General features: G+C 35.2%; 24 protein-coding genes and 1 tRNA gene. 23 read left to right on the top strand and 2 right to left on the bottom strand.

The window, feature by feature from the left end; translation table 11 throughout:
• The first annotated feature begins 94 nt into the window (after window positions 1-94).
• The 5 genes from B0I10_RS13160 (at window position 95) to B0I10_RS13140 (ending at window position 4,462) form a co-directional block, all read left to right on the top strand.
• Complete coding sequence (locus B0I10_RS13160) at window positions 95-520, top strand: DUF4870 domain-containing protein (protein WP_112086974.1); 426 nt, start codon at window positions 95-97, stop codon at window positions 518-520.
• 91 nt (window positions 521-611) lie between these two features.
• A complete protein-coding gene (locus tag B0I10_RS13155) occupies window positions 612-941 on the top strand; it encodes a PadR family transcriptional regulator (RefSeq protein ID WP_112086973.1) in 330 nt (109 codons plus the stop codon).
• Window positions 942-946: 5 nt separating this feature from the next.
• Complete coding sequence (locus tag B0I10_RS13150; protein ID WP_112086972.1) at window positions 947-2,680, top strand: PspC domain-containing protein; 1,734 nt, start codon at window positions 947-949, stop codon at window positions 2,678-2,680.
• Between the two features lie 2 nt (window positions 2,681-2,682).
• On the top strand, window positions 2,683-3,423 hold the full coding sequence (locus B0I10_RS13145) for a head GIN domain-containing protein (protein WP_112086971.1): 741 nt from the start codon (window positions 2,683-2,685) through the stop codon (window positions 3,421-3,423).
• A gap of 202 nt (window positions 3,424-3,625) precedes the next feature.
• Entirely contained in the window at window positions 3,626-4,462 is an 837-nt protein-coding gene (locus B0I10_RS13140) for a GIN domain-containing protein (protein WP_181456955.1), read from the top strand.
• Between the two features lie 119 nt (window positions 4,463-4,581).
• On the opposite strand, the gene trxB is transcribed toward B0I10_RS13140, so the two are convergent.
• Window positions 4,582-5,529 carry a thioredoxin-disulfide reductase gene (gene trxB / locus B0I10_RS13135; RefSeq protein ID WP_112086969.1) on the bottom strand — a complete coding sequence of 316 codons (948 nt, stop codon included), beginning with the start codon at window positions 5,527-5,529 and terminating at the stop codon, window positions 4,582-4,584.
• 174 nt (window positions 5,530-5,703) lie between these two features.
• Between trxB and B0I10_RS13130 the strand changes: the two genes are divergently transcribed.
• The 18 genes from B0I10_RS13130 to B0I10_RS13050 all read left to right on the top strand — a co-directional run bounded on the left by B0I10_RS13130 (window position 5,704) and on the right by B0I10_RS13050 (window position 22,416).
• Window positions 5,704-5,781, top strand: a tRNA-Pro gene (locus B0I10_RS13130).
• A 672-nt stretch (window positions 5,782-6,453) separates the two neighbouring features.
• Window positions 6,454-6,651, top strand: coding sequence for a hypothetical protein (locus B0I10_RS13125; RefSeq protein ID WP_112086968.1), 198 nt, complete (start codon window positions 6,454-6,456; stop codon window positions 6,649-6,651).
• A gap of 78 nt (window positions 6,652-6,729) precedes the next feature.
• The gene (udk, locus tag B0I10_RS13120; protein ID WP_112086967.1) at window positions 6,730-7,338 is read left to right on the top strand and encodes a uridine kinase; all 609 of its coding nucleotides are present in this window, start codon (window positions 6,730-6,732) and stop codon (window positions 7,336-7,338) included.
• Window positions 7,339-7,340: 2 nt separating this feature from the next.
• Window positions 7,341-7,688, top strand: a complete 348-nt coding sequence (locus B0I10_RS15700) for an FtsB family cell division protein (RefSeq protein ID WP_181456954.1) — start codon at window positions 7,341-7,343, stop codon at window positions 7,686-7,688.
• A 3-nt stretch (window positions 7,689-7,691) separates the two neighbouring features.
• On the top strand, window positions 7,692-9,053 hold the full coding sequence (locus B0I10_RS13115) for a methylmalonyl-CoA mutase subunit beta (RefSeq protein ID WP_181456953.1): 1,362 nt from the start codon (window positions 7,692-7,694) through the stop codon (window positions 9,051-9,053).
• Window positions 9,046-9,690, top strand: a complete 645-nt coding sequence (locus B0I10_RS13110) for a hypothetical protein (RefSeq protein WP_112086966.1) — start codon at window positions 9,046-9,048, stop codon at window positions 9,688-9,690. The genes B0I10_RS13115 and B0I10_RS13110 overlap by 8 nt, the downstream gene beginning before the upstream one ends.
• A gap of 51 nt (window positions 9,691-9,741) precedes the next feature.
• Window positions 9,742-10,806, top strand: coding sequence for a PDDEXK nuclease domain-containing protein (locus B0I10_RS13105; RefSeq protein ID WP_112086965.1), 1,065 nt, complete (start codon window positions 9,742-9,744; stop codon window positions 10,804-10,806).
• On the top strand, window positions 10,803-12,959 hold the full coding sequence (scpA, locus tag B0I10_RS13100) for a methylmalonyl-CoA mutase (protein ID WP_112086964.1): 2,157 nt from the start codon (window positions 10,803-10,805) through the stop codon (window positions 12,957-12,959). The genes B0I10_RS13105 and scpA overlap by 4 nt, the downstream gene beginning before the upstream one ends.
• A gap of 73 nt (window positions 12,960-13,032) precedes the next feature.
• Window positions 13,033-13,599, top strand: a complete 567-nt coding sequence (locus B0I10_RS13095) for a GNAT family N-acetyltransferase (protein WP_112086963.1) — start codon at window positions 13,033-13,035, stop codon at window positions 13,597-13,599.
• Window positions 13,600-13,682: 83 nt separating this feature from the next.
• Window positions 13,683-14,882, top strand: a complete 1,200-nt coding sequence (locus B0I10_RS13090) for a hypothetical protein (protein ID WP_112086962.1) — start codon at window positions 13,683-13,685, stop codon at window positions 14,880-14,882.
• Between the two features lie 83 nt (window positions 14,883-14,965).
• Window positions 14,966-16,096 (top strand): methionine aminotransferase, encoded by a 1,131-nt coding sequence (locus tag B0I10_RS13085; RefSeq protein ID WP_112086999.1) that lies wholly within the window; start codon window positions 14,966-14,968, stop codon window positions 16,094-16,096.
• 102 nt (window positions 16,097-16,198) lie between these two features.
• Window positions 16,199-17,080, top strand: coding sequence for an SDR family oxidoreductase (locus B0I10_RS13080; RefSeq protein WP_112086961.1), 882 nt, complete (start codon window positions 16,199-16,201; stop codon window positions 17,078-17,080).
• A gap of 114 nt (window positions 17,081-17,194) precedes the next feature.
• Window positions 17,195-17,959, top strand: a complete 765-nt coding sequence (locus tag B0I10_RS13075) for a ParA family protein (protein WP_112086960.1) — start codon at window positions 17,195-17,197, stop codon at window positions 17,957-17,959.
• A 5-nt stretch (window positions 17,960-17,964) separates the two neighbouring features.
• A complete protein-coding gene (locus B0I10_RS13070) occupies window positions 17,965-18,867 on the top strand; it encodes a ParB/RepB/Spo0J family partition protein (RefSeq protein ID WP_112086959.1) in 903 nt (300 codons plus the stop codon).
• On the top strand, window positions 18,867-19,430 hold the full coding sequence (locus B0I10_RS13065) for a DUF5683 domain-containing protein (protein ID WP_112086958.1): 564 nt from the start codon (window positions 18,867-18,869) through the stop codon (window positions 19,428-19,430). Before B0I10_RS13070 ends, B0I10_RS13065 begins: the two co-directional genes overlap by 1 nt.
• Entirely contained in the window at window positions 19,430-20,131 is a 702-nt protein-coding gene (dapB, locus tag B0I10_RS13060) for a 4-hydroxy-tetrahydrodipicolinate reductase (RefSeq protein ID WP_112086957.1), read from the top strand. Before B0I10_RS13065 ends, dapB begins: the two co-directional genes overlap by 1 nt.
• Window positions 20,132-20,247: 116 nt before the next feature.
• On the top strand, window positions 20,248-21,801 hold the full coding sequence (gene lepB, locus B0I10_RS13055; protein WP_112086956.1) for a signal peptidase I: 1,554 nt from the start codon (window positions 20,248-20,250) through the stop codon (window positions 21,799-21,801).
• 3 nt (window positions 21,802-21,804) lie between these two features.
• A complete protein-coding gene (locus B0I10_RS13050) occupies window positions 21,805-22,416 on the top strand; it encodes a WbqC family protein (RefSeq protein ID WP_112086955.1) in 612 nt (203 codons plus the stop codon).
• Between the two features lies 1 nt (window position 22,417).
• Here B0I10_RS13050 and B0I10_RS13045 read toward each other — a convergent pair whose 3' ends face one another.
• Complete coding sequence (locus tag B0I10_RS13045; protein WP_112086954.1) at window positions 22,418-23,470, bottom strand: endonuclease/exonuclease/phosphatase family protein; 1,053 nt, start codon at window positions 23,468-23,470, stop codon at window positions 22,418-22,420.
• Window positions 23,471-23,588: the final 118 nt, after the last annotated feature.

Raw genomic sequence — 23,588 nt, 5'->3', positions numbered from 1 at the left:
TTGTTAATTTTATGTTAAATATTAGTACTATGCGTAACATAATACCTTCTTTTAGACATATATTTGCATAGGATATTATTATACACTTTTAATTATGACAACACAAAACGAAAAAACAACAGCAGCATTATTGCATTTAAGTGCATTTGCAAAGTACCTTATTCCTTTTGCAGGAATAGTAGTTCCCTTGATTATTTGGCAAACAAAAAAACATCAATCTGAATATATTGATGAAAACGGAAAATCGGTTGTCAATTTTCATTTAAGTGTTTTGGCCTACAGTATTGTTATTGCCATTGTAGGAGGAATATTTTTTATTGGCTCGATTGTCAACTACATCGAAATCGAAAATGCAGGCGGCGATGTAATTCCAATTGATTTAATCACAGTCGGAATTATTTCATTATCCGTTTTAGGAATTTGGACCATTGCAGAATTCATTTTGGTTATTTTAGGAACCGTGAGAGCTAACGAAGGATCGGTTTACAAATATCCGTTTACCATTAATTTTATCAAATAAGAGTTTCAATCATCCAATCAATCAACGCCGAAAGGCAAAGCAATCAAATCAAAAAAACGAATTAGTTAAACTAAAAATCAAATCATGAATTATGAATATTGAAAACACAAAAGCCCAGATGCGGAAAGGTGTTTTAGAGTTCTGTATACTTTCAGTTTTAAAGGAAAAGGAAGCCTATACCTCTGAAATTTTAGACACCTTGAAAAACGCTAAATTGTTGGTTGTGGAGGGTACGGTTTATCCGCTCCTAACCAGACTAAAAAATGACGGATTACTCAACTACCGTTGGGAGGAATCTACTTCGGGACCACCAAGAAAATATTATGCTCTAACCGAAATAGGAAAACAATTTTTAACCGAACTAAACAGCACTTGGGGAGAACTATCAAACGCTGTGAACACCATAACCAATCAAAAATAATCGTCATGAACAAAACAGTAAATATAAATTTAGGAGGTTTATTTTTTCATATTGATGAAGATGCCTTTCAAAAATTAAATCGTTATTTCGATGCTATAAAACGTTCGCTTTCTAACTCATCCGGTCAAGATGAAATTATGAAAGACATCGAAATGAGAATTTCGGAAATTTTTACCGAAAACAAAGAAGCAGACAAACAAGTTATCAATCTGAAAGATGTTGATGCTATGATCGCCGTAATGGGTCAACCGGAAGATTACAGAATTGAAGAAGAAGGCGAAGCTACTCAAACAAACTACAATAGCTCAACCAAAACTTCAAAAAAACTATACCGTGATATCGATAAAAATATCTTAGGTGGAGTTTCTGCAGGCTTGGGTCATTATTTTGGTATTGATGCGTTGTGGATTCGTTTAGCACTAGTGTTAATCGTAATTGCCGGTGTTGGATTTCCAATCTTGCTTTACATTTTGTTATGGATTTTAATCCCAAAAGCACAAACTACAACAGAAAAACTTCAAATGACCGGAGAACCGGTAAACTTGAGTAATATCGAAAAAAAAGTTCGTGAAGAATTTGCCTCTTTTTCAGAAAGGGTAGAAAATGCAAATTATGAAAAAATGGGAAACGAAACAAAATCGGGAGCTGAAAAAGTAGCTTCCGCCATTGGCGAGGTATTTATGACCATTTTCACCATTTTTGCTAAATTTATTGGAGCAATTATCTTAATGCTTTCAATATTCATGCTAGGAGCTGTTTTAATTGGGGGATTTACCTTCGGTTCAACTACATTTGTGGATATGCCATGGCAAAGTTATTATGATGCGGTAATTGTGAGCGAATTTCCAATTTGGTTAGTGGTTATTTTGAGTGTTCTTGCTATCGGAATTCCGTTTTTCTTCCTACTTATTTTAGGATTAAAACTGCTGATAACCAACATGAAATCAATCGGAAACGTTGCGAAATATACATTACTGGCTTTGTGGTTAATTGCAGTTGGAATTTTAATTTCCTTCGGAATAAAACAAGCTACTGAAATTGCTTACAATGGAAAAACTGTCCAAAAAGAAACACTGAACCTAATGCCAAATGACACGTTGGACATTCAATTTAAATTCAACGATTATTATGCTAAAGATTTTCATTACAATGATTTTGAAGTAACACAAGACGAAAATGGTAACGACATCATCTATTCTAATCAAATAAGTATTGAATTGATTTATACCGATGAAGCTCAGCCTTATTTACAGATTGAAAAAAGAGCAGAAGGAAAATCAATTACAGAAGCCAAAAAAAGAGCTGAAAAAATAAATTATGCTTTCAAATTTGAAGGAAATAAATTAATTTTAGACAATTATTTCATTACCGATTTAAAAAACAAGTATAGAAATCAAGAAGTTGAATTGTATTTATACCTGCCTCAAGGAACAATTCTAAGACCGGATAGCAACGTGCAAAGTTTTGATTCATCTAACAATGGCTTTTTTAATTTGCATTACAGCTCAGAGGATTACATCTATAAAGTGACCAAAGAGCAAATTAAATGTCTGAACTGTCCGATTGCAGAAAACGAATACAACGATGTTGAAACAGATGCAACAGAAGATTCTGTAACGTCCACTGTAACAATCAGCACCGATGGCATACATATTAAAGAAACCAATAAAGCAGAAGAAAAAAGAAAGTTCAAAGGTTTAGAAATCAATAAAGAAGGTGTAATCATAAAAACAAACTAACCATGATCAAGTTTATCGTTTACCTTACCAAAACCATCGTAACGTTAATAACCGCTTTACTGTTCAGTTCTTGTCAATATTCCATTGATTTGGGCGATGCTGTTAAAGGAAGCGGAAATGTTACAACCGTAAGCCGACCCGTATCCGGTGAATTTACCAACATCGATGTATCACACGGAATTGATGTAGAAGTCACTCAAAGCGACTCAAAATCCATCGAAGTAAAAGCAGACGACAACATCATCGACTTAATTACAACCGATATTACAGACGGAACATTAAAAATAGCATTGGAAAAAAGTGTCAAAAATACCAAATCCAAAACCGTTTTTGTGTCGTTGCCAAACATCGAATCGCTCAGAACTTCCAGCGGTGCGTCGCTAAAAAGCAGCAATACGCTCGTTGTAAGCTCACTCGAAACAAAAGCATCCAGCGGAAGCGAGATAAAACTAAGCGTTGAAGCCGAAAAAATAACCTGCGATTCCAGTAGCGGAAGCGAAATTGAAGTAAAAGGAAAAGCCCTAAAACTCGAAGCAGAATCGTCCAGTGGAAGTGACATCGAAGCCGATCAATTGCTCACCAACGACGTGACAGCCAAATCATCCAGCGGAAGCTCCATCGATGTGCATCCAATCCTGAGTTTAGACGCAAAAGCATCCAGCGGAGGCGATATCAAATACCACAACACTCCTAAAACGGTGACCAAAATAACCTCATCAGGCGGTTCGGTTCGTTCAAATTAATTAGGAGCGAGTGGCTCGGACTTCTATGCCATCCATGTTCCTGCCCTACCTATTATCCCCGCGAAAGCGTGGGATAGTCAGTCATTCAGGGCTAGAAAGTGAACTTTAGGCATCTAAAAGTGTGCAAAATAGCATATCTTAACAAACATCCCGACCAATAATCGGGATGTTTTTTTATATTTGCTTTATAAACCACATCAAAATGAAAAAATTTCTAATCCTATTCGTAGCCATTCTTTTTTCCACCGTAACATGGAGTCAAAAAAAAGAAAAACTCAAAGCCTCGAAAATTGTAACCATCACGCAAAAAGAAATAGGTAATTTCGATAGCCTCGAACTAGAAGATGCTATTGATGTCTTTATCGTTAAAGGCGATCAATCTTCCCTAGAAATTGAAGCAGACGATAACACACACGAATCATTTGACATAAAACTAAACGGAACAACGCTACGGATTGGATTAATACACTCTATTTCAGGTGCCAAAAAAACCAGCATTCGCATAACGTACACCGATGATTTCAAAATGCTTGTTGCCAAAGGCGATGCTAACGTAACCGCACTAGCCGATGTAAAACTTAGCCAAGTTACATTCAAATGTTATGATGATTCACGATTGTTTTTAAATGCAGATTGTGCCAATTTCACATTAATTGCCAATGATAAAAGTAAAATTGAGCTCAATCTTAAATCGGATGATGTTGTTTTTGAATTAAGTAAAAACACCAACGTCAAAGCTTTGGTTCGTTCCTCCAATTTCAAATGCGACATGTACCAAAAAGCATCAGCTAACATCGAGGGCGACGTTAATGATTTAAAACTAAGAATGGATAACACCTCCAATTTTACCGGAAAAAACTTGATAGCTCAAACGGCTTCAGTTATTACAGAAGGAAGTTCAAAAAGCAGTGTTCAAGTCGCTAGCAAACTCGTTTTAGAATCTTCCGGCAAATCAGAAACAAATCTCTACGGCAACGCAACCATAGAAATCAAACGCTTTGCAGATGAATCTTCGTTAAACAAAAAACCGCTTAAATAACATCTTTTCCTCTAAATATAAATATCTATATTATAAATTACGAATTCCACTAATGTACACAAATTAAATCGTGTAAATTAGTGGAATTCATGGTTGTTTTATATCTCTTTAAATTCTAATTATTCTTTACTAGCTAAATAACGCTCAGCATCCAACGCAGCCATACAGCCTGTTCCGGCAGCAGTAATCGCTTGTCTGTACACATGATCGGCAGCATCGCCGGCAACAAAAACACCTTCAACATTGGTTAATGCTCTTCCGGGAACGTTGATGATATATCCGGTTTCGTCTAAGTGTAAATAATCAACAAAAATATCCGTATTTGGTTTATGACCAATTGCTACGAAAAACCCTGTGGCTGGAATTTCTGTTTCCACACCAGTTGTTCTTTCTTTTACTAAAACAGAACTTACCACTTGGCCGTCACCTTTTACTTCAACCGTTTCAGTGTTTAATAAAATCTCAATATTTTCGGTTTTGCGAACTCTTGCTTCCATGATTTTTGAGGCACGGAATTTTTCGCTACGCACTAACATCGTTACTTTTTTACACAATTTTGATAAATAATGTGCTTCTTCACACGCTGAATCACCAGCTCCAACAATTACAACTTCTTGTCCTCTGTAGAAAAATCCGTCGCAAACCGCACAAGCAGAAACACCGCCACCCATTTGCAAATAATGTTGTTCCGATGGTAATCCTAAATATTTTGCCGAAGCTCCGGTTGAAATAATTACTGTTTCACAGTGAATTTCTTTCGTATCATTTACCCAAACTTTATGAATTGGTCCTGAAAAATCAACTTTGGTTGCCCATCCGTCACGAATATCCGTTCCAAAACGTTTGGCTTGTTCCTGCAACTGAATCATCATTTCGGGTCCGGTTACTCCATCAGGATAACCAGGAAAATTTTCAACTTCGTTGGTTGTTGTTAATTGACCACCTGGTTGTGTTCCTTGGTACAAAACCGGAAACATATTGGCTCTGGCAGCATAAATCGCAGCAGTATAACCTGCAGGACCGGAACCTATAATTAAGCACTTAATTTTTTCTATTGTATCAGACATAATTTTATTTTCTAATTTTCGATGCAAATGTAAGTCTTAAATAAAAATTATTCCTTAATTGTTGATTAGTTTTAATAATTTATGAATAGTATAATTTTATTTAAAATTAGGTTTGGTAAAACTAATTTTAATAGTATATTTGCACCCTCCAAAAGAGAAATTTATTTTCTTTTGCGGGGTGTAGCGTAGCCCGGTTATCGCGCCTGCTTTGGGAGCAGGAGGCCGCAGGTTCGAATCCTGCCACCCCGACCACCAAAATCCTTTCCACTTCGTGGGAGGGATTTTTTGTTTTCTGAACCGTCCAACTTGCTTGTAAGGTTTGAAAACAAAAAATAACTCAGCGCAAAGCTCAAAAGGATTTTGGTGAGCAACAATTCCTATCTTCAGGTTCATGGAATAATCCCGCCAACCCGACTACTTTAATTCATTCTTTCCATTTTATGAAGGGGATTTTTTTTGCTACGAAGAAAAAAAGACACAAAGATTCGGAAGATTGTAATAGATTCCTTCGGAATGACAAAATAGGGTGAAAACGGAGACTGCGAGTCGAAACTTAAAAATGGAACACAGATTTGACGGATTAGCTGCGCTAAACGCGGGTTTTCACGGATTTTAATAGCTTCGCTATAATGGATTTTCACGGATTCCTTAGGCGAAGATTTTCTTTAACAAGAGAAATAGCTTTTTTAAAAGTTCAAAACATTATATTCTTTTGAAATGCCGAGATTGAGGGAAAACTTGAAACCTCAAACTTGAAGCAGAAATAAATCGACTTGAAAAACTGTGTTGCCACTGAACCGCGTGCGGGATTGTAGCGAAAAGCCCGACCTGTACCTTGCGGAAGGACACGCCCAAAAACCTATTCTTAGTTTAACAACTTGTTGGTTTTGTGCTTATTATTTTGTAAATTGTAAACAAAAAAAGATGAAAAAAATAATAGGCCTATTTTTAGTATTTGTTTCGGGTTTGATTTTTGCTCAAAAACCAAGTGGGATTCCAAGCGACACGGGTAAAGTTGATTTATCTGAAACGAGTGATGTTGTGCTTTATATCGTGATTCCGGCGGTGGTGGTTATCCTCTACTTTATTTGGAAGAAACAAAAAAAGAATGGTTCTGAATAATAAAATTTTAGTTCAAAAAAGTATTTTTCTGCGATTATAATTTCTACTTTTGTTATACTTAAATAAACAAAAAAAAACATGTTGATTATTGGCATTGCAGGTGGTACCGGAAGTGGAAAAACGACGGTTGTACATCAGATTATGAATGAACTTCCGGAAACCGAAGTTGGAATTATTTCTCAAGATTCGTACTACAAAGAGACGAATAATTTGAGTTATGACGAACGAACAAAAATTAATTTTGATCATCCGCGTGCAATAGATTTTGAATTACTTGTCGCTCACTTGAAGGAATTAAAAGTCAATAATGTAATTCAGCAACCCGTTTATTCGTTTGTAACACACAATCGAACAGATGATACGATTGTAACACATCCTAGAAAAGTGATGTTGGTGGAAGGAATTTTGATTTTAGCGAATCCTGAACTTCGCGACATGTTTGATATTAAAATTTATGTTCATGCCGATTCGGATGAACGTTTAATTAGACGTTTAAAACGTGACATCGCTGAAAGAGATCGAGATATGGATGAAGTAATTAATCGATATCAAAACACCTTGAAGCCTATGCACGAACAATTTATTGAACCAACAAAAGCTTTTGCAGATATTATTATTCCGAATGATAAATATAATACGGTTGCCATTGATGTGGTTCGTGCCGTAATTAATCAACGAATTCTTTAATTATGAAGTTTTTTCAACGCTTAGAAGAAAAATATTCTTGGTTTAAATATGTCGGAAATCGATATGTTTTAGTGCTTATCTTCTTTGCGGTGTGGATGCTTTTTTTAGACAATTATTCTTATTTGGAACATCGGGTTTTGAACAAAGAACTGGATGAACTAGAAACAAACAAGAACTATTATCAAGACGAAATTAAAAAAGACTGTCTTGACATTAAACGACTCAACAATCCGGATCAAATTGAAAAATATGCTCGCGAAAAATATTATATGAAACGCGACAGCGAAGACATTTATATTATTGAATTTGAAGAGGAAATGTTGGAAGAAGTAAACAATAAATCGCTATAAACTATGGCAGATAATTTATTCAACGAGTTTGAACCAATTTCATCGAAACAATGGAAACAGCAAATTCAGTTCGAACTCAAAGGAGCAGACTACAACGAAACATTAGTTTGGGAAAGTCCGGAAGGAATTAAAGTAAAACCTTTTTATCACAGTGATGAACGTGATTTTAATTACGAATCATCGGGTTCAAATGGATTTAAAATCATCCAAAACATTTATGTTCATGATGTGAAAAAATCGAATGAAAGAGCGATCGATTCCATGAAAAGAGGTGCAGAATCTGTTCGGTTTACGGTTGAAATTGAAGCGATTTCTTTGGATGAATTAATGAGGAATCTTCCGAAAGAGAATGTGACTTATTACTTTAATCTGTTATTTCTTTCTGCTGAATTTGTCAAAAAAGTGGTTGCTTTTTCAGCTCAAAATCAATTTAAAATCATCATTTTACAAGATGCGGTTGGTCAATTGGCCAGAGACGGAAATTGGTTTGCTTCGTTAGAAAAAGATTTTAGCGAACTGAAATTAATTTCAGATTTAAAAATTCCTTTTTTAAGTTGTAAAACCGACTTATATCAAAATGCGGGAGCGAATATTGTGCAGCAATTGGCTTATTCACTGGCTCACGTGAATGAATATTTTAATCGAATTGAAAACATTTCGACGCCCATTACATTTGAAGTTTCAGTGGGCACCAATTACTTTTTTGAAATTGCAAAATTGAGGGCGTTGCGATTACTTTTTAACACATTGGCAAAGGAATACAATCACTCTGTAGATTGCCATATGGTTGTCACTCCAACCAAACGCAACAAAACCTTATACGATTATAATGTGAATATGCTTCGCACCACCACCGAATGCATGAGTGCGATTTTGGGTGGAGCGGACGGTATTTCAAATTTGGCATATGATGCCATTTATCACAAAGACAATGAATTTGGAGACCGAATTGCACGGAATCAATTATTGGTTTTAAAACACGAAAGCTATTTTAATCAAGTGCATAATCCGGCAGATGGAGCTTATTATATTGAAAGTTTAACGGAACAATTAGCTGAAAAAGCACTAGGATTATTCAAAGACATTGAAGCAAACGGTGGATTGATTACGCAATTGATTGAAGGAACAATTCAGCGAAAAATTGATGAAAGTGCTCAAAAAGAGCAAGATTTATTTGATAGCGGAAAAGAAATTTTATTGGGAACTAATAAATATCCTAACAAAAACGACAAAATGGCCAATGACTTGGAACTATTTCCGTTTGTAAAAAACAATCCGAGAAAGACATTGATAACACCAATTATTGAAAGGAGATTGGCGGAAAAATTGGAGCAGGAACGGTTAAAACTTGAGGAAAATGTATAAAAAAATATATTTCTTAATTGTGCTTTTAATTTCCACTTCTACACTTTTTTCTTGTTTGGAAGCTGTAAAGGAATCTCAAAAAGTAATTTTAGAAAGTCAGAAACCGGCTTTAGAAGGAAAATTTTTCCCTATTGAAAGTCAGGGCATCAGATTATTTTTACCAAAAGAATTTAAAAAACTTACCAAAGCAGAATACCTTGAACTCGTTGATGAAACTGAAGATAGTTTAAATGTTGATATAGAGAAGGAAAGACTGGCAAAACTATACCAATCCGGTCACGATATATTTTTGTTTCAACACACCACATCAGGTTCAATTTTGAGCCTTGTTCCTACTGAATATTTTAAGTTTAATAAAGCAGATGCTCAAATGTTATTGAATCAAATTCGGTATAGTCACGATCAAGTAAATGCTCAAACAGGAATGCTATTTAATAAACAAGAGGCTCGATTTTTTGAAACAAAAGAAGCTCAGATATTCAAGGCAATTTATAAAGTGATTGTGCCAAAAAATGAATTTGAGTTTCATAAACAAGTTTATTTTGTGAGCTTCAATAAAAAAAGTTTTGCATTAACATTAGAAACTCCATTTGTGGTAGATTTTGATCCTTATTTGGAAAAAATACGCATTTTATGATGAAAAAGAAAAAACATCCAACATATAAAATAAAGGGTAGAAATTAGAATAATGAATCTACAGTTTTCAAAATACCAAGATTTAATTGTTGAAATTAAAAATCAAATTTTAAGTTCTCAGCAAAAAGCAGCTCTATCTATCAATAAAGAGTTGATTTTACTGTATTGGAATATTGGTAAAATGATTTTTGAAAACCAGTCATTACTTGAAGGCAGAAATAACTATATTGACCAACTCGCTAAAGACATTAAGTCTGAATTTCCTGGAATTTCAGGCTTTTCAAGAACAAATCTATTCAATATAAGAAAATTTTACATATTTTATTCTGAAAATTCAGTCCAACAAGTTGTTGGACTAGAATTACTTGATTCAATCCAACAACTTATTGGACTGGAAGAATTGATTTTGATTCCGTGGGGACATCATGTATTGATATTAGAAAAAACGAAAACAAAAGATGAGGCTTGTTTTTATATAAATGAAACAATAAAAAACAATTGGAGTAGAGCAATTTTAGCTTTACAACTGAAACAAAACCTCTTTGAAAGACAAGGAAAATCTATAAATAATTTCGATAAAACACTAAAAACTAATCAAGCAGCACTAGCCAATCAATTATTAAAAGATCCTTATAATTTTGATTTTTTAACTTTAGAAGCACAAGTTCACGAATTAGAAATAGAAAAACAGCTAACCGAAAATATCACTAAGTTTTTATTAGAACTTGGAAAAGGTTTTGCTTTTGTGGGAAGACAATATCCTATAGAAATAGGCAAAAAATCATACTCTTTGGATTTACTCTTCTATCATATTACTTTAAAATGCTATATCGTTATTGAATTAAAAACAGTAGAATTTGAACCAGAATTTGCTGGGAAGTTAAATTTTTACTTATCTGCTGTTGACGATAAACTGAAAACCGAAGACGAAAACCCTTCGATCGGCATTTTATTATGCAATGGTAAAGATGGAATTGAAGTAGAATATGCTTTGAAAGACATAAACAAACCAATAGGTGTAAGTGAATATATCTTCACTGAAAAATTACCTAAAATTTACGAAAAAAACATACCTACTGTGAATGAATTTGAAAAAATTTTAAAAGAAAATTCATGAGAAAAAACATCCAACATATAAAATTAGAAAATGAAAGTCAGAAAATAGAAAATTCTGAAATTGATAATTTTCTAACAGCCGAAAACATCGAACTCAAATCACTCTATTCAAAAGAAGATATGAAAGATTTGGAACATCTTGATTTTGGTGCCGGATTTGCTCCCAATCTTCGTGGTCCCTATGCCACAATGTATGTTCGCCGACCGTGGACTGTTCGTCAATATGCCGGATTTTCAACGGCCGAAGAAAGTAATGCGTTTTACCGTAGAAATTTAGCTGCCGGTCAAAAAGGACTTTCAGTGGCGTTTGATTTAGCCACACACCGAGGATATGATTCCGATCACGAACGTGTAGTGGGTGATGTGGGAAAAGCCGGTGTCGCCATCGATTCGGTGGAAGACATGAAAGTGTTATTTGACCAAATTCCGCTAGGCGAAATGTCGGTTTCGATGACTATGAACGGAGCGGTTTTGCCGATTATGGCGTTTTATATTGTCGCAGCTGAAGAACAAGGTGTGCCTCCGAATTTACTTTCGGGAACGATTCAGAATGATATTTTGAAAGAATTTATGGTGCGAAATACGTACATCTACCCACCTACTCCTTCGATGAAAATCATTGCCGATATTTTTGAATATTCAAGTAAAAATATGCCGAAATTCAATTCTATTTCGATTTCGGGTTACCACATGCAAGAAGCCGGAGCTACTGCTGATATTGAATTAGCTTACACGTTAGCCGATGGTTTAGAATACATCCGAACCGGATTAGCTGCCGGAATGGATATTGATACCTTCGCTCCTCGCCTATCTTTTTTCTGGGCGATTGGCATGAATCATTTTATGGAAATTGCCAAAATGCGTGCGGGTCGAATGTTATGGGCAAAATTGCTCAAACAATTCAATCCGAAAGATGAAAAATCATTGGCTTTGCGAACGCATTGTCAGACTTCGGGTTGGAGTTTAACCGAACAAGATCCGTTTAACAATGTGGCTCGAACGTGTATTGAAGCAGCTGCAGCTGCCTTTGGCGGAACACAATCGTTGCACACCAATGCATTGGATGAAGCGATTGCTTTGCCGACCGATTTCTCTGCTCGAATTGCTCGAAATACACAAATCTTTTTACAAGAAGAAACGAAAATCTGTAAAACGGTTGATCCTTGGGCGGGAAGTTATTATGTGGAAAGTTTGACAAATGAAATTGCTCAAAAAGCTTGGGCTTTAATGGAAGAAGTGGAAGAATTAGGCGGTATGACGAAAGCCATTGAAGCCGGAATTCCGAAACTAAGAATTGAAGAAGCAGCCGCCAGAAAACAAGCCCGAATTGACAGTAGTCAAGACATTATTGTTGGCGTAAACAAATACCGTCTGGAGAAAGAAGATCCGTTGATGATTTTGGATGTAGATAACCAAATGGTTCGCAAACAACAATTGGAACGATTGGCAGAAATAAAAGCGTCTCGTGATACGGAAAAAGTAAAAGCCAGTTTAGCCAAATTGACGGAAGCGGCAAAAGCTGGAATGGAAAATTCAAAAGATTCTGATAGTCATCAGAATAAAAATTTATTATCTTTAGCCGTAGAAGCAGCCCGAAACCGAGCAACTCTAGGCGAAATCAGTGATGCCTTAGAAGCCGTTTTCGGACGTTATAAAGCACAAATTAGAACTTTTAGCGGCGTGTATAGTAAAGAAATTAAAAACGACGAAAGCTTTGAAAAAGCGAAACTATTAGCCGATGCCTTTGCCAAGAAAGAAGGTCGTCGCCCGCGGATTATGATTGCGAAAATGGGGCAAGACGGTCATGATCGCGGAGCAAAAGTAGTCGCCACCGGTTATGCCGATGTTGGTTTTGATGTGGACATTGGTCCTCTTTTTCAAACTCCTGCCGAAGCTGCCAAACAAGCCGTGGAAAATGACGTGCATATTTTAGGCGTTTCTTCCTTGGCTGCCGGACACAAAACCTTGGTGCCACAAGTGATTGAAGAACTCAAAAAATACGGTCGCGAAGATATTATGGTCATTGTAGGTGGCGTAATTCCGCACCAAGACTACCAATTTTTGTTTGATGCCGGAGCAGTTGCCGTTTTTGGTCCTGGGACGAAAATTAGTGAGGCGGCGATTAGTATTTTGGAGGTTTTACTTGAAGATTAATATCTAAAAAATATAGTGAAAAACACTGACTGAGAGGTTGGTGTTTTTTTTATATTTACAAAAACAAAACAAAATGCTCACCCTCTCCTTCGCCCCTTTCCCAATCCTAGAATCCCAGCGTTTGTTCTTACGAGCGGTTACTGTTGATGATGTAAACGAAGTAATGGAACTTCGCGGCAATCCGGAAACGATGAAATTCATTCCAAGACCATTAGTAACTTCACCCGAAATGGCATTGGAACACATTGCTATGATTATCGAAAAAATTGAAAACAACACCGGAATCAATTGGGCAATTACGTTAAAAGGAAATCCGAAATTGTTGGGCGTTATTGGTCATTATCGCATTCAACCTGAAAATTACCGTTCGGAAATTGGGTATATGTTGTTGCCGCAATATCAAAGTCAAGGTATCGTGAGTGAAGCCATTAATACCGTCTTAGATTATGGATTCAATGTGCTGAATTTCCATTCTGTGGAAGCGGTGGTTGATCCGGAAAATTATGTTTCTGCCAAAGTGTTAGAAAAAAATGGCTTTGTGAAAGAAGCTCATTTTCTGGAAAATGAATATTGGGATGGCAAGTTTTGGGATTCAGTGGTGTATTCGCTTTTAAAACGAAATTTTGTTAAAAAATTTTAATCCTGTAGTTTTTTAATTCTAATTTTAAAAAATCAATTCTCCTCTCTGATTTGGAGTTTGGATCATTCAAATCTGAAAAATAAATGAAAAAAATCATATACATTACACTATTACTCCTATCCTACTCGCTTTTGGCTCAAAATACGCCAAGGTATTATCCATCGCTTAAAAATCTATATTCCGAAAGTTTTGACAAACAAATGCCTAACGATTTTAATTACTACGATACTTGGATAAAAAACCTAACACAAGCGGTGTTCTATAAAGACCTACAACAAAGTGCCAATCCGAGAGGCGATGCTTCCTTTATGAGTATGGGTTTGATTTTTAAAAGATTAAACCAGTTCAAAATAGGCAATTCAGGATTAGAAATTGTGGTAAATAAAGATAAACCTGATTTTACTACGCCGTTCAATATCCAAATGGAACAAAAATTTCGAATATTGGCTTACTTTCGTAGTTTCGACACAAATAAATATAATCCAAATGACTTCAAACAGAAATATGAATTGGGTTTAATGATTTTTAATCTATCAGAAGAACAGGTTTTAGCCGATTTCATTAATCGTTACATCTCAGACAAAAGCAACAAAAAAACAACCGCCATTCAACAACTGGTAAACGATTTGCGTAAAGAAGCCAAAGTCAAAATAACCGTTGACGAGAATAAAGACAGAGGTTTACTTACCGATATCGTTAAGCAAGTTTACCAACAAACCAACAAATATTGTTCGAGTGTATTGTATGACATTTACATCAAAACCAAAGATTCCAAAAAAGAATACCACAATTTTTTGAGTTTTTTCAGAAGCCATACAAGTTATAACGCCTCAGATTATATTGATGAAGTTGTCAGTTATGAAGCTACACTCGCTATCCCGAGATCGGAAATCAGTCTACTAATTCCCAAGGAAATTCTTGAAGAAGTAACGGTTGATGACTCTTCCAAAATTGAAACAAAAACAGAAAACAATATTGAAGTAAGGCCAACCCGAATAGCCATGCAAACGATCAATACCACAAATGAAAAATGCGTTCGATTCACCTTAACGCTTGCTCCACCAAACAATCCCAATTCATTTACAGCATTAAACGAGATCATTCTTAATAAACATCCGTTTCTCGAAAACAACCAAAGAGCATTAAATAATTTTAAAGTCAACAACATAAAAGAATTAACTATTTCAATGTATGCTAATGAGATAAAAGTGGAAATAATTGTCAAAGACGATAATTATGTTCGTAGTATTATCATTATGAATCAAAACTGTATTTGGCAGTAATAATTTTTGAAATTTCAATTTCTTATTACAAATCACCAACTAATGATTTAAGTGCTTTTTTTATCTTTACAAAAATCAAAGCTATGTCTAAACTTCCGCATATCGGCACTAGTATTTTTACAGTAATGTCTAAAATGGCAACCGATTATCAAGCCATCAATCTCTCGCAAGGTTTTCCTAATTTCCCGATTGATGTGCGAATGACGGAAATTTTAGCTCGATTGGCCAAAACCGACATTCATCAATATGCACCGATGGCTGGTTATCCTCCGCTATTGGAAAAAATTGCTCAATTGACTTTGGATCATTATCAACGAAAAGTGAATCCGTCAACCGAAATTTTAATCACCGCCGGAGCAACCGAAGCGATTTTTGCCTCTATTCAAGCTTTTGTGCAACCGCAAGACGAAGTCATCATTCTGGATCCGAGTTATGATTGTTATGAAATGCCAATCATTTTGAGTAATGCAAAACCCATTCGGATTGCGTTAAAAGAAGATTATTCACCCAATTTTGAAGCTATTAGTCAGCATTTATCGACGAAAACTAGAATGCTGATTTTGAATAATCCGCACAATCCTTCCGGAAAAATTTGGACAGAAAATGATTTCATTCAGCTCGAAAAAATTATTGAAAATTATCCTGATTTATTGATTTTATCGGATGAAGTGTATGAATTTATTACGTTTGAAAACAAACACATTTCCATCAACACCAGAGAAAAATTAAAAGACCGAAGTTTGATTGTTTCCTCTTTCGGAAAAACACTTCACTTAACCGGTTGGAAAATCGGCTATTTAATCGCTCCTGAAAATTTATTAGAAGAAGTCAAAAAAGTACATCAATACTTGGTTTTTAGCGTGAATAGTTTGGCTCAGGCTTCCATCAATGAATACTTAACTGTTTTCGATGTGAATGAAGTTGCTCAACTCTACTCTGAAAAAAGAAATTTCTTTAAACATCTTTTGAAAGAAACTGCTTTTGATTTGTTGCCTTGCGAAGGAACCTATTTTCAAACCGCATCTTATCAGAGCATTTCGGATGAAAAGGATGTTGATTTTACCAAACGATTAGTAACCGAATTTGGTGTTTCAACCATTCCGCTTTCGGTATTTTATGGTGATCAAACTGATTTAAATCGCATCCGTTTCTGTTTTGCAAAAAATGATGAACTATTGCTACAAGCAGCAGAGCGTTTGTTAAAAATCAAGTAGTAAATAATGTAACAGACTTGTTAGTTACAATTTTGTTAGTTTATTGCTAAAACTTTAGAATAATAATTCCGAAATAGTATCTTTACAAAAAACAATTTTACTATGAATTTTTCAGCAAAAATGCTCCGTGATAACGCCTTAGAAGGCAAAGTAATAGTAGTAACCGGAGGTGGTAGCGGACTCGGAAAAGCAATGACCAAATACTTTTTAGAATTGGGTGCCAAAGTTGCCATTACTTCCAGAGATTTAGATAAATTAAAAACCACCGCAGCCGAATTAGAAAAAGAAACCGGAGGAACATGTTTGCCTTTGCAATGCGATGTTCGTTTTTATGAGCAAGTGGAAGCTATGCTTCAAGAAGTTTTAAAAAACTTCGGAAAAGTGGATGTTTTATTGAATAATGCTGCCGGAAATTTCATTTCTCCTACTGAACGATTATCCGCCAATGCGTTTGATACCATTATCGATATTGTTCTTAAGGGAACCAAAAACTGCACCTTAGCTTTCGGAAAACATTGGATTGATTCCAAGCAAGAAAGTTCAGTAATTTTAAATATTGTCACAACCTATGCTTGGACCGGTTCTGCCTATGTGGTACCAAGTGCCACAGCAAAAGCAGGTGTTTTGGCGATGACCAGAAGTTTAGCGGTAGAATGGGCAAAATATGGTATTAGAAGCAATGCCATTGCTCCCGGACCTTTTCCAACCAAAGGTGCTTGGGATAGACTGTTACCAGGTGATTTGGCAGAAAAATTTGATATGGCTAAAAAAGTTCCTTTAAAACGCGTTGGCGACCATCAAGAGTTAGCCAATTTGGCTGCTTATTTGGTTTCTGATTTTTCAGCCTACATTAATGGAGATGTGATTACGATTGATGGCGGAGAATGGTTAAAAGGAGCAGGACAATTCAATTTGTTAGAAGAAATTCCCGAGCAAATGTGGGATATGCTGGAAGCCATGATTAAAGCGAAAAAAAGCAAGTAAATCATTTGTTTAAAGCTAATTAATTGTGCATAAAACAGTTAACATTTGTTAACAACTTGAACTTGAAAAACCCATAAATAATCGTAATTTTACGACTCAAATTTAATCGAATCAATGGGCAAAATTATTGCAATTGCGAATCAAAAAGGAGGCGTTGGCAAAACTACAACAACCGTAAATTTAGCGGCCTCACTAGGTGTTTTAGAAAAAAAAGTATTACTAATTGATGCTGATCCACAGGCCAATGCCAGTTCAGGCTTAGGCATTGATGTAGATAGTGTTGCGATAGGATCGTATCAGGTTTTAGAACACAGCAATACCCCGCAGCAAGCGGTAATGAAATGTTCTGCTCCCAATGTTGATATCATTCCGGCACATATTGATTTGGTTGCTATTGAAATTGAATTGGTTGACAAAGAAAATCGAGAATACATGCTCAAAGAAGCATTAGCTTCAATTAAAGATGATTATGATTATATTTTAATCGACTGTGCTCCTTCATTGGGATTGTTAACGTTAAATGCCTTAACCGCCGCCGACAGTGTGGTAATTCCAATTCAATGCGAATATTTTGCATTAGAAGGTTTAGGAAAATTATTGAACACCATTAAAAGTGTTCAAAAATTACATAATCCGGATTTGGATATCGAAGGATTATTGTTAACCATGTATGATTCCCGTTTGCGTTTATCCAACCAAGTGGTGGAAGAAGTACAAAAACATTTTAACGATATGGTTTTTAAAACCATCATTCAACGAAATGTGAAATTAAGTGAAGCTCCTAGTTTTGGCGAAAGCATTATTAATTTTGATGCAACCAGTAAAGGAGCTAACAATTATTTGAGTTTAGCAGAAGAAATTATTAAAAAAAATAGCTAGGTTTTATGACACAAGCCACTAAAAAACAAGCCTTAGGAAGAGGATTATCGGCTTTATTGAAAGACCCGGAAAACGACATCAAATCGGTAAATGATAAAAATGCCGATAAAGTGGTTGGGAATATTATTGAGCTTGAAATTGAGGCAATTGAAATAAATCCGTTTCAGCCCAGAAGCAATTTTAACGAAGAAACGCTTCAGGAATTAGCAACATCCATCAAAGAATTGGGTGTAATTCAGCCGATTACTGTTAGAAAATTAGACTTTAATAAATACCAGTTAATTTCGGGTGAACGAAGACTTCGTGCTTCAAAAATAGCCGGATTGACTGTTATTCCCTCTTATATTCGAATTGCAAATGACAATGAATCGCTAGTAATGGCTTTGGTAGAAAACATCCAACGCCACGATTTAGATCCGATTGAAATTGCACTTTCTTACCAACGTTTGATTGATGAAATTCAGTTAACGCAAGAACAAATGAGCGATAAAGTAGGTAAAAAACGTTCTACGATTGCCAATTATCTTCGTTTATTAAAATTAGACCCAATTATTCAAACCGGAATTCGTGATGGTTTTATTTCGATGGGACATGGCCGTGCGTTGATTAACATTGAAGATGAAGATGCTCAATCCGACATTTATCATAAAATCATCAGTCAGAATCTTTCTGTGCGTGATACCGAAACTTTAGTAAAAAATCACCAAGAAGGTTTAAAACCAAAATCCGGAAAACCAACAAAATCTACCTCTGCATTTGTAGTTGCAGAAGCTGATAAAAAAGAAATTGCAACGGTTTTAGGTACAAAAGTAGACGTAAAAATTGATACCAACGGAAAAGGTAAAATAACTATTCCGTTTAAATCGGAAGCCGATTTTCAACGAATTATTGCTTTAATTAAAGGATAGTGGTTGTTTTTCGAATCATACTTTTTTCTTTTTTCCTTTTTGGAATCAATTCGGCTATTGCACAAGTTCAGTTTGAAGAAGTCAAAATTACAAAAGACTCTACCTCCTACAAACCTATTGATCCATTGACACCTGCAAAAGCTGCTTTTTATTCGACCGTTATTCCGGGACTAGGACAAGTTTATAACAAACAATATTGGAAAGTTCCCATTGTTTATGGTGGTTTAGCAATCGGATATTATTTTTATAACGATAACAATAAAAAGTATAACGAATTTCGAGACATTTATAAACGACGGTTAGAAGGTTATACCAACGACAAGTATCAAGGAATTTACACTGATGCTGTTTTAATTAATGCTCAACGAACTTTTGAACGAAACAGAGACATTTCAACCGCCGTGATGATTGGTTTTTATGTCTTAAATATAATTGATGCCAATGTTGGTGCTCATCTCATGCAATTTAATGTAAACGATAATTTATCGCTGACGCCGGATGTTCGACAAAATGAAATTGACTACAAATACAACGTTGGATTAACTTTGAATTACAGATTTTAATGAAAATTGCACTTTTAGGATACGGAAAAATGGGAAAGGTAATTGAACGAATTGCCTTGGAACGCGGTCATGAAATTGTGTTGCGAAAAGGAAGTTCTGATTCCTTTGAAGGATTAGAAAACACAGACGTAGCAATTGATTTCAGCGTACCTGATTCTGCCGTAAACAATATCTCCACTTGCCTTGAAAATGGAATTCCTGTAGTTTCCGGAACAACCGGTTGGTTAGCAGATTATCATAAAATGGTGAACCTTTGCAAAGAAAAAAATGCCGCTTTTATTTATGGTTCTAATTTTAGTTTAGGCGTAAATTTATTTTTTGAATTGAACGATTATTTGGCTAAAATGATGTCAAAATTCAATCAATATAATGTTTCGATGGAAGAAATTCATCACACCCAAAAAGTAGACAAACCCAGCGGAACAGCAATTTCATTAGCCAATTCTATCATCAATCATACAAGCAAAAATAACTGGAACATCGAAAATCCAAAATCAGATGATTTGTTTATTGATGTAAAAAGAGAAGACAATGTTCCCGGAACACACAGCATTTTTTATCAATCGGAAGTTGACACCATCGAAATCAAACATACCGCACACAGCCGTGATGGTTTTGCATTTGGTGCCATAATTGCCGCCGAATGGATTGTAGGTAAAAAAGGTGTTTTTACCATGAAAGATGTATTAGATTTAAAATAAATCATAGCAAAAACACGATAAATAAACGTTAAATTGGTAACGTTTTCTATATTTGGGAACTAATTAAGAACTATACTTTCGTTTACAAGTAAAAACGAAAATAAAAAATAATAAAAATGACATTATATCAATGGTTTATATTCTTTTTAGTGATACAAATTGTACACTATTTGGGAACTTGGAAATTATATCAAAAAGCGGGCAGAAAGTCGTGGGAAGCAGCAGTTCCTATTTACAATGCCATTGTTTTAATGAGAATTATTAACAGACCATGGTGGTACACATTTTTACTTTTCATTCCAATTGTAAACCTAATCATGTTTCCTGTTGTTTGGGTGGAAACCTTGAGAAGTTTCGGAAAAAATTCGCAATTAGATACGATTCTCGGTGTTGCTACGTTAGGTTTGTACATTTATTATGTCAATTATACGCAAGATGTAACGCACATTAAAGAGCGTTCGCTTCATCCAAAAAATGCTGCGGCTGATTTTGTAAGCTCTATATTATTTGCAATTGTGGTGGCAACTACTGTTCATACGTATGTAATGCAACCGTTTGTCATTCCGACTTCTTCCTTAGAAAAATCATTGCTCGTAGGTGATTTTCTGTTTGTAAGCAAATTTCATTATGGTGCCAGAACTCCAACCACAGCAGTTGGTCTTCCAATGGTGCACGATTCGATTCCCATTGTGAGAACAAAATCTTATTTAAGTTGGCCTCAATTACCTTCTTTTCGTTTTCCCGGAATTGAAAGCATTGAAACAAATGACATTGTGGTATTTAATTGGCCAATTGATACGGTTTATAAATTCAGAGATCAATCAGGCAGAAGAGTGGATAAACCACTTGATAAAAAATCAAATTACGTAAAACGTTGCTTGGGAATTCCGGGAGATAGTCTTCAAATTAAAAATGGAGATGTGTATGTAAATGGGAAAATGCTCCCGATGCACGACCGTCAAAAAGTGCAATTTTCCTATGACGTTGTAACGGATGGAACGCAATTTAATCCGGAATATGTTTACAATGATTTACAAATAACGGATGGCGTACGGGTTAATTCTCAAAATTCCTATACCTTTTTTGCAGTTACCGATGAAAATGCTGTGCGATTAAGAAATAATCCAATCGTAAAATCAGTCACAAAACGAATCGATACCGATGGAACAACCAGTGTTTTTCCGCATACAAAAAATTGGAATACTGATAATTACGGCCCAATCTATATTCCACAAGCCGGAAAAACAGTAGCGTTAAACAAGGAAACTATACCATTTTACAAAATGATCATTACCGATTATGAGAAGAATGATTTACAAGTAAATGGGGATGAGATTCGTATTAACGGAAAAGTTGTTAAAGACTATACCTTTAAAATGGATTATTACTGGATGATGGGCGACAACCGTCACAACTCGGAAGATAGTCGTTATTGGGGTTATGTTCCCGCTGATCACATTGTAGGGAAGCCGGTATTAATCTGGATGAGTCTAGACCAGAATATTCCTTGGAGCAAAGCATTCGATAAAATTCGTTGGAACAGATTGTTCACAACCGTTGGCGGAAGTGGTGAACCGGTATCTTATTTCATCTACTTTGTTATTCTCTTAGCTGGCTGGTTTGGCTTTGACTATTACAGAAAAAGAAAGAAAAAGAATGCTGAATCATAACGAATGAAAACGCTTATTCATCCCACTTATTTTCCATCAATTAGTCATTATGCGGCTATAGTCCAGGCTGAGAAAGTTGTGTTTGAAATGGAAGACAATTTCCAGAAACAAACCAACCGAAACAGAATGTACATTTATAGTCCGAATGGAATTCAGCTACTCAATATTCCAATAAAGCACAGTAAAACAGCACATCAAAAGTGCAAAAATATAAAAATTGAACCGGATTTCAATTGGCAAAAACAGCATTTCAAATCATTAGAAGCTGCGTACAGAACATCTCCTTTTTTCGAATATTTTGAAGATGACATCGCTCCTATTTTTCAAAAAAAACATACTTTTTTAATGGATTTGAATTTGAAAGTTTTTGAACTACTTAATCAATGTCTTGGCATTTCCATTTCACCCGAAAAAACAATTGAATATTTTCACGAAGTGAATGAGGTAAAAGATTTTCGTTTTTTAGCCAACGGAAAAAAAGACCAAACTCAATGCGAACCTTACACGCAAGTTTTCGGCGAAAAACACGGATTTCTTAATAATTTAAGCGTTTTAGACTTACTTTTTAACGAAGGGCGATACGCTTTAGATTACTTAAAAAAACAGCAATTATAACTTACTTTTCTGTTTCAAAAGACAATCGTGTAACAATCGGAAAGTGATCTGAATTCCTAAAATTAGGAAAAGAACTAAACTGTTTCACTACAAATTTTTTATCCGTAAAAATATAATCAATTCGAGCGGGATAGTACTTAAAACTATACGTTGTGCCAAAACCGGAACCGGCTTCTTCAAACGCATCGTTCAAATCACCTTTGATACTGCGGTAAACAAACGAAAAAGGACTATTGTTCATATCGCCACAAATAACAATCGGATAGTTACAATCTGCTTTGTGTTTCTTAATAATCTCTGCCTGATTTTGCTGCGATTTAAATGATGTACTCATTCGGCGAAGCATCCGTTTTGACTGATCTTGCGAAACCCCTTGAATATTTTCATCAATTTCATGCACGTCGGGCGTGATTTTGATCGACTGTAAATGCATACTATACACACGAATCGTATCTTTTCCTCGTTTAATATCGGCATAAATTGCATTGTTCGTTGAATTCGGAAACGGAATAACACCCTCATTCACAATCGGATATTTAGAAAAAATAGCTTGGCCGAGTTTCGTATTCTTTCCTTCAATAAAAACATATTTATGCTTGTACACCCGAAAATCAACCTCATTCCGTTTCGAAAATTCTTGAATACACAAAATATCGGGAGTTTGTTCTTTTACAAAATCTGAAATTGACAAACTCACATCCCGCTCAATCCAATCATACAAATTAAAAAGGCGAACGTTGTAACTCATCACAATAAAATCCTCTTCCTCAATGGGTAAATTCGTCTCAGAAAATTTATAAAATTTGTTTATAAACGTAATTCCCAACAACAAAACAATCCCCGACAACAGCATTTGCCGTTTAAACTGAATGAGCCAATAGCCAAAAAACAATAAATTGAGAATCAACATCAACGGTAAAAAAAGCGTCAAAACCGAAAGAATCGGAAAAAGTCTAGGTGCCAAAAAAGGTAAAATATAAGCAACAAAGGTTAATATAGTAAGCACTATATTAAAAAACAAAATCACTTTATTAAACCATCCTAGGTTTTTCATTCCGTTATATTAAACATTCAATAATCAAAAATAATTATGTGCCTAATCCCGCTTTTCACTACAAGATTTTTTGTCTTGTCGGCATTTTATAAGCCCAAAAATGTGCTCCTAAGGTCGC

The sequence above is a fragment of the Flavobacterium lacus genome (assembly GCF_003268815.1).
GTDB lineage: Bacteria > Bacteroidota > Bacteroidia > Flavobacteriales > Flavobacteriaceae > Flavobacterium > Flavobacterium lacus.
This window is presented reverse-complemented; position numbering and strand designations above follow the sequence as displayed.

Excerpts from the sequence above, each read along its gene's own strand:
- B0I10_RS15700 (WP_181456954.1), top strand. The coding sequence starts at position 7,341 with ATGAAGTTTTTTCAACGCTTAGAAGAAAAATATTCTTGGTTTAAATAT.
- B0I10_RS13150 (WP_112086972.1), top strand. The coding sequence starts at position 947 with ATGAACAAAACAGTAAATATAAATTTAGGAGGTTTATTTTTTCATATT.
- B0I10_RS13110 (WP_112086966.1), top strand. The coding sequence starts at position 9,046 with ATGTATAAAAAAATATATTTCTTAATTGTGCTTTTAATTTCCACTTCT.
- trxB (WP_112086969.1), bottom strand. The coding sequence starts at position 5,529 with ATGTCTGATACAATAGAAAAAATTAAGTGCTTAATTATAGGTTCCGGT.
- udk (WP_112086967.1), top strand. The coding sequence starts at position 6,730 with ATGTTGATTATTGGCATTGCAGGTGGTACCGGAAGTGGAAAAACGACG.
- B0I10_RS13045 (WP_112086954.1), bottom strand. The coding sequence starts at position 23,470 with ATGAAAAACCTAGGATGGTTTAATAAAGTGATTTTGTTTTTTAATATA.
- B0I10_RS13085 (WP_112086999.1), top strand. The coding sequence starts at position 14,966 with ATGTCTAAACTTCCGCATATCGGCACTAGTATTTTTACAGTAATGTCT.
- B0I10_RS13050 (WP_112086955.1), top strand. The coding sequence starts at position 21,805 with ATGAAAACGCTTATTCATCCCACTTATTTTCCATCAATTAGTCATTAT.
- B0I10_RS13160 (WP_112086974.1), top strand. The coding sequence starts at position 95 with ATGACAACACAAAACGAAAAAACAACAGCAGCATTATTGCATTTAAGT.
- B0I10_RS13155 (WP_112086973.1), top strand. The coding sequence starts at position 612 with ATGAATATTGAAAACACAAAAGCCCAGATGCGGAAAGGTGTTTTAGAG.
- B0I10_RS13095 (WP_112086963.1), top strand. The coding sequence starts at position 13,033 with ATGCTCACCCTCTCCTTCGCCCCTTTCCCAATCCTAGAATCCCAGCGT.
- B0I10_RS13105 (WP_112086965.1), top strand. The coding sequence starts at position 9,742 with ATGAATCTACAGTTTTCAAAATACCAAGATTTAATTGTTGAAATTAAA.
- B0I10_RS13075 (WP_112086960.1), top strand. The coding sequence starts at position 17,195 with ATGGGCAAAATTATTGCAATTGCGAATCAAAAAGGAGGCGTTGGCAAA.
- B0I10_RS13145 (WP_112086971.1), top strand. The coding sequence starts at position 2,683 with ATGATCAAGTTTATCGTTTACCTTACCAAAACCATCGTAACGTTAATA.
- B0I10_RS13125 (WP_112086968.1), top strand. The coding sequence starts at position 6,454 with ATGAAAAAAATAATAGGCCTATTTTTAGTATTTGTTTCGGGTTTGATT.
- lepB (WP_112086956.1), top strand. The coding sequence starts at position 20,248 with ATGACATTATATCAATGGTTTATATTCTTTTTAGTGATACAAATTGTA.
- dapB (WP_112086957.1), top strand. The coding sequence starts at position 19,430 with ATGAAAATTGCACTTTTAGGATACGGAAAAATGGGAAAGGTAATTGAA.
- B0I10_RS13080 (WP_112086961.1), top strand. The coding sequence starts at position 16,199 with ATGAATTTTTCAGCAAAAATGCTCCGTGATAACGCCTTAGAAGGCAAA.
- scpA (WP_112086964.1), top strand. The coding sequence starts at position 10,803 with ATGAGAAAAAACATCCAACATATAAAATTAGAAAATGAAAGTCAGAAA.
- B0I10_RS13090 (WP_112086962.1), top strand. The coding sequence starts at position 13,683 with ATGAAAAAAATCATATACATTACACTATTACTCCTATCCTACTCGCTT.
- B0I10_RS13115 (WP_181456953.1), top strand. The coding sequence starts at position 7,692 with ATGGCAGATAATTTATTCAACGAGTTTGAACCAATTTCATCGAAACAA.
- B0I10_RS13070 (WP_112086959.1), top strand. The coding sequence starts at position 17,965 with ATGACACAAGCCACTAAAAAACAAGCCTTAGGAAGAGGATTATCGGCT.
- B0I10_RS13140 (WP_181456955.1), top strand. The coding sequence starts at position 3,626 with ATGAAAAAATTTCTAATCCTATTCGTAGCCATTCTTTTTTCCACCGTA.